A 4,771-nucleotide genomic window follows, 5' to 3' on the forward strand; every position below is an offset into this window, starting at 1 on the left:
GAAGCCGCCGATCATGGCGGGCATGACCATGAAGAAGATCATGATCAGGGCGTGGCCGGTGACGACGACGTTATAGGCGTGCTTGGCGCGCGACGGGTCGCTCAGGTCGAACAGGCCCAACTGGGCCAGGGGGCTGCCCGGCAGGAAGATCTGCAAGCCCGGCTCGGCCAGCTCCCAGCGGATCAGGCCGGACAGGGCGCCGCCCACGATGCCCGCCATGATGGCGAACAGCAGGTACAGGGTGCCGATGTCCTTGTGGTTGGTCGACAGGAACCAGCGGGTGAAGAAGCCCGGCTTGTGGTCGTGATCGTCGTGACCGTCGTGGGCGTGGGTCTGGGCTGCGTTGGCCATGTTCGAGGCTCTCGCGGATTAACGGGCCGCCGACGCGGCGGGAGCCGCGGCCGGAGCCGGAGTAGTGGCGGGGGCGGTCGGGGTCGACCCGGCGGCGGCGATTGCGGGGGCGGCCGGGACCGCGCCTTCGGCAGCGGCGGGAGCCGGCGCGGCGGCGGCGGGCGCCGGCGCGGCCTGCGGCGTCATGGAGCCGCCCTTGGAGGCGACCCAGGCGGCGAATTCGGCCTCGGTCACGACATTGATCTGGATCGGCATGAAGGCGTGATCGACGCCGCACAGTTCCGAGCACTGGCCGTAGAAGGTGCCGACGCGGTCGGCGCGGAACCAGGTCTCATTGACCCGGCCCGGAACGGCGTCGGTCTTCAGACCGAAGGCCGGCAGGCCCACGGCGTGGATCACGTCGGCGGCGGTGATCAGCAGGCGGACGGTCTTGCCGACCGGAACCACCATCGGCTCGTCGGCGGCCAGGCGATATAGGTTGTGCGGAATGCCGCGCTCGGCCAGTTCGCCCTCGGGCACCATGTTGGAGATGTACTCCGGCACCTTTTGGTCGGGGTATTCATAGGCCCAGTTCCACTGGTTGCCGGTGACCTTCACCGTCACGTCCGGGTCCGGCATGTTGTGATAGGCGAACAGCAGGCGGAACGAGAACAGCGAGATGAACACCAGGATCAGGACCGGCACGACCGTCCAGATCACCTCGATCAGGGTGTTGTGGCTCCAGCGCGCGGGCGTCGGATTGGCCCGCTTGTTGTAGCGCACCACGATCCACAGCAGCAGGCCCAGGACCAACAGACAGATCGCCGTGATGATCGGCATCAGAATGAAGTCGTGGAAAACATGCGCCTCGACCTTCAACGGCGAGGCGGCGGGCTGCAGCCCCAGCCCTCCCGGCGTCGGTTGCCCCACCAAATCCTGCGCCCAGGTCGGCGCGGCGGCGAAAACGGCCAGGGCCGAGGCGGTCGCGCCTCCGATCAACCCCTTGGCTCGCGTGCCCATCCCCATTCGAGACGTCCTCTATAAAGTCGTTCTGCGACGGCCGTTTGCGAGTTAATCGCAACAAGGCGCGCAAAGGCCACGGGCCGCCGCGTCATGGGCCGGTCCCTATCGGATCGCCGGGCGCTTGCCAAGCGACGAAGGGCCTAGAGCCTGGGGAATAGGGCGCTGATCGGGCGCGCCGCCGCCAGGAGCGCCGTTTTTTCGACCCGCCCCCCCCCGTCGCGAGGCCCGAGGCGCGCTCCGTCATTAAATCGCAGTCATGTTTCGCAAGCTACCTTGCATCACACGATACCTTGCGATATTCACCCCGTCAGCACAGGAGAACCGAGGTGCCCGAAACCATCGAAATCCAGCTTAAGAAAGGGGTTCTGGGCCTATGCGTCCTGGCCCTGCTCGCGAGAGCCGACAGCTATGCCTATGAGATCGCCAGCCGACTGTCCGACGCCATCGACATGGGCGAAGGCACCATCTACCCGCTGATGCGGCGGATGCAGACCGACGGCCTGGTCGAAACCTATCTGGTCGAATCGTCGTCCGGCCCGTCGCGCAAATACTACCGCCTGACCCAGGCGGGCCGCACGGCCCTGGACGCCCAGGCGACCGAATGGAAATCCTTCACCCGCGCCGTCGACGCCGTCGTTTCCGACAGCTCCGTCGTCGCCGCCCAACCGGGAGACGCCCTATGACGCGCGCCGAATTCCTGTCCCGACTCAAGCGCGGACTGCTCGGCCTGCCGACATCCGCCGCCGCCGAGATCGTCGCTGACTATGAGGCGCATTTCGACGACGGCGTCGCGGCGGGCCGCACCGAGGCCGAGGTGGCCTCGGCCCTGGGCGACCCTGATCGCCTGGCCCGCGAGCTGCGCGCCGAATCGACCGCCCAGCGCTGGCGCCAGGAACGCAATCCGTCCGCCGCCGCCGCCGCCGTCTTCGCGGTGCTGGGCCTGGGGGCGATCGACATCCTGATCCTGCTGCCCATCCTGATGGGCGTGCTGGGGTCCATCTTCGGCGTCTTCGTGGCCGTGATCGCCATGTTCATCGCCGGCGGCGTGGTCTTCGTGGCCGGGCCGTTCGCGGGCTTCCCCGGCGGCGTCCTGGCGGCCCTGTTCGCCGGCCTGGGTCTGATGGCCGGCGCGACCTTCATCGGCGCCCTGACCACCCTGGTCACCGTCTGGCTGGTCAACGGCCTGGTCTGGTTCGCCCGCCTGCACTACCGGCTGCTGAAGCCGGCTCTTGAACCCCAAGCCGCTGGAGAGACGGCATGACCCGCACCCTGCTCATCATCGCCGGCGCCGCCCTGGTGCTGTGCCTGGCCTGTCTGGGCGGCGCCGCCGCCCTGGGCGGCCGCGACATGGCCCGCAACGGCTGGGCCTGGACCCTTCAGGAAGGCGACGGCGACAGCGTCCGCTTCGAGCGCGTCAACGGCGCCCGCACCGTCGGTCCCGACGTGACCCGCAACCTGGCCTGGGACGGTCAGGACAGCCTGCGCATCGAAGACTCTCTGAACGTCGTCTTCGTTCAAGGCGCCCAGGCCGGGATCGTCGTCACCGGGCCGCAAGACGCCGTGGACCGCGTGGTCGTCACCGGCGGCCGCATCTCCCTGAAGGATGGGAACGAGCGGGTCACCTTCGGCTTCAGGCCCGGCGGCGCCGAGATCTGGGCCGACAGCGAACGCGTGCGGATCACGGTCACCGCCCCGAACGTCAGCCGCTTCGCGGTCGAAGGCTCGGGCGAACTGGACATCCAGAACTATGACCACGACGATCTGCGGGTCGACATCAACGGCTCGGGCGAGGTCACCGCGACCGGCAAGGCGCGCCGACTGGCCCTGTCGATCAACGGTTCAGGCGACGCCGACCTGGCGGCCCTGACCCTGACGGACGCCGACGTGGACATCGCCGGCTCGGGCGAGGCCCGGGTCGGTCCCACCGGCGAGGCGGACATCAGCATCACCGGATCGGGCGACGTCACCCTGACCGAACGTCCGACCAAGGTCAGCCGCGCCATCAGCGGATCGGGCGACATCCGCGAATCGTTCTGAGCCTCGACCCGCTCTGAAACGCGGGGGCGGGTGACGCGGCCGTCGTGAGTCCCTATCTGGGGCTTATGACCGTCTCCGTCTCCCCGCCCCCGATCCTCGAAACCGCCGGCGTCGATCCCGACGAGGCCTTGAGCGTCCTGTCCGGCGCCCTGGCCGGGGCCGACGACGGCGAACTGTTCCTGGAGAAGACCGAGAGCGAGAGCCTGGTCTTCGACGACGGTCGGCTGAAAAGCGCCGCCTATGACGCGGTCGAGGGCTTCGGCCTGCGCGTCGTGGCCGGAGAGACCGCCGGCTACGCCCACGCCAATGAGATCTCGGCCGCCGCTCTGCGCCGCGCCGCGGACGCGGCCGCCCTGGCCAAGGCCGGACACACGGGCGTCACGGCCGAGGCGCCGCGCGCCACCAATCAGAAACTCTATGACGAGGTCGATCCCCTGGCGGCACCGGCTTTCGCCGACAAGATCGCCCTGCTGTCGGAAATGGACGCCTGGGCGCGCGCCCGCGATCCGCGCGTGGTCCAGGTCTCGGCCTCCTTGGTGGGCGAGCGGCGCGCCGTCGAGATCCTGCGCGCGGACGGACGGCTGGTGCGTGATGTCCGCCCGCTGGTCCGGCTGAACGTCTCGGTCACGGTCGAGAAGGACGGTCGCCGCGAGACGGCCTCGGCGGGCGCGGGCGGCCGCGCCGGCTTCGAGACCTGGATCGCCCCCGACCGCTGGCAGGGCCAGATCGACGAGGCCCTGCGTCAGGCCCTGGTCAATCTGGACGCCGTCGATTGCCCGGCGGGCGAGATGGACGTGGTGCTGGGCGCGGGCTGGCCCGGCGTGCTGCTGCACGAGGCGGTCGGCCACGGCTTCGAGGGCGACTTCCACCGCAAAGGCAGTTCGGTCTTCAACGGCATGATGGGCAAACGCGTGGCCGCGCCGGGCGTCACCGTGGTCGACGACGGCTCCATCGCCGGACGCCGCGGCTCCCTGTCCGTCGACGACGAAGGCACCCCGACCTCGCGCACCGTGCTGATCGAGGACGGCATCATGGTCGGGCTGATGCACGACCGGCTTTCGGCGCGCCAACTGGGCGCTTCGGCCACCGGCAACGGACGGCGTCAGTCCTTCGCCCATATGCCGATGCCGCGCATGACCAACACCTTCATGGAGGGCGGACGCGACAACCAGGCCGACATGATCGCCTCGACCAAGCGCGGTCTCTACGCCGCCAATTTCGGCGGCGGCCAGGTGGACATCACCAATGGGAAGTTCGTCTTCCAGTGCACCGAGGCCTATCTGATCGAGGACGGGAAGATCACCGCCCCGGTTCGCGGCGCCACCCTGATCGGCGACGGGGCCACCGCCTTGCAGAACATCACCATGATCGGCGACGACTT

General features: G+C 69.1%; 6 protein-coding genes. 4 read left to right on the plus strand and 2 right to left on the minus strand.

Features of this window, described 5'->3' with window-relative positions; all coding sequences use genetic code 11:
• Positions 1–351 (minus strand): cbb3-type cytochrome c oxidase subunit I (locus tag V7D63_RS13085; RefSeq protein ID WP_333592715.1); only part of this gene is annotated, 351 nt, incomplete at its 3' end.
• A gap of 18 nt (positions 352–369) precedes the next feature.
• The gene (coxB, locus tag V7D63_RS13090; RefSeq protein ID WP_333592716.1) at positions 370–1,356 is read right to left on the minus strand and encodes a cytochrome c oxidase subunit II; all 987 of its coding nucleotides are present in this window, start codon (positions 1,354–1,356) and stop codon (positions 370–372) included.
• 323 nt (positions 1,357–1,679) lie between these two features.
• Between coxB and V7D63_RS13095 the strand changes: the two genes are divergently transcribed.
• The 4 genes from V7D63_RS13095 to V7D63_RS13110 form a co-directional block, all read left to right on the plus strand.
• Positions 1,680–2,036 (plus strand): PadR family transcriptional regulator, encoded by a 357-nt coding sequence (locus V7D63_RS13095; RefSeq protein ID WP_333592717.1) that lies wholly within the window; start codon positions 1,680–1,682, stop codon positions 2,034–2,036.
• The gene (locus V7D63_RS13100; protein WP_333592718.1) at positions 2,033–2,614 is read left to right on the plus strand and encodes a DUF1700 domain-containing protein; all 582 of its coding nucleotides are present in this window, start codon (positions 2,033–2,035) and stop codon (positions 2,612–2,614) included. The genes V7D63_RS13095 and V7D63_RS13100 overlap by 4 nt, the downstream gene beginning before the upstream one ends.
• Positions 2,611–3,390, plus strand: coding sequence for a GIN domain-containing protein (locus V7D63_RS13105; protein WP_333592719.1), 780 nt, complete (start codon positions 2,611–2,613; stop codon positions 3,388–3,390). The genes V7D63_RS13100 and V7D63_RS13105 overlap by 4 nt, the downstream gene beginning before the upstream one ends.
• A gap of 65 nt (positions 3,391–3,455) precedes the next feature.
• On the plus strand, positions 3,456–4,771 hold a 1,316-nt coding region (locus V7D63_RS13110; protein WP_333592720.1), incomplete at its 3' end, for a TldD/PmbA family protein.

The organism is Brevundimonas sp., from assembly GCF_036732845.1.
In the GTDB taxonomy this organism is placed as follows: domain Bacteria; phylum Pseudomonadota; class Alphaproteobacteria; order Caulobacterales; family Caulobacteraceae; genus Brevundimonas.

Excerpts from the sequence above, each read along its gene's own strand:
- coxB (WP_333592716.1), bottom strand. The coding sequence starts at position 1,356 with ATGGGGATGGGCACGCGAGCCAAGGGGTTGATCGGAGGCGCGACCGCC.
- V7D63_RS13100 (WP_333592718.1), top strand. The coding sequence starts at position 2,033 with ATGACGCGCGCCGAATTCCTGTCCCGACTCAAGCGCGGACTGCTCGGC.
- V7D63_RS13105 (WP_333592719.1), top strand. The coding sequence starts at position 2,611 with ATGACCCGCACCCTGCTCATCATCGCCGGCGCCGCCCTGGTGCTGTGC.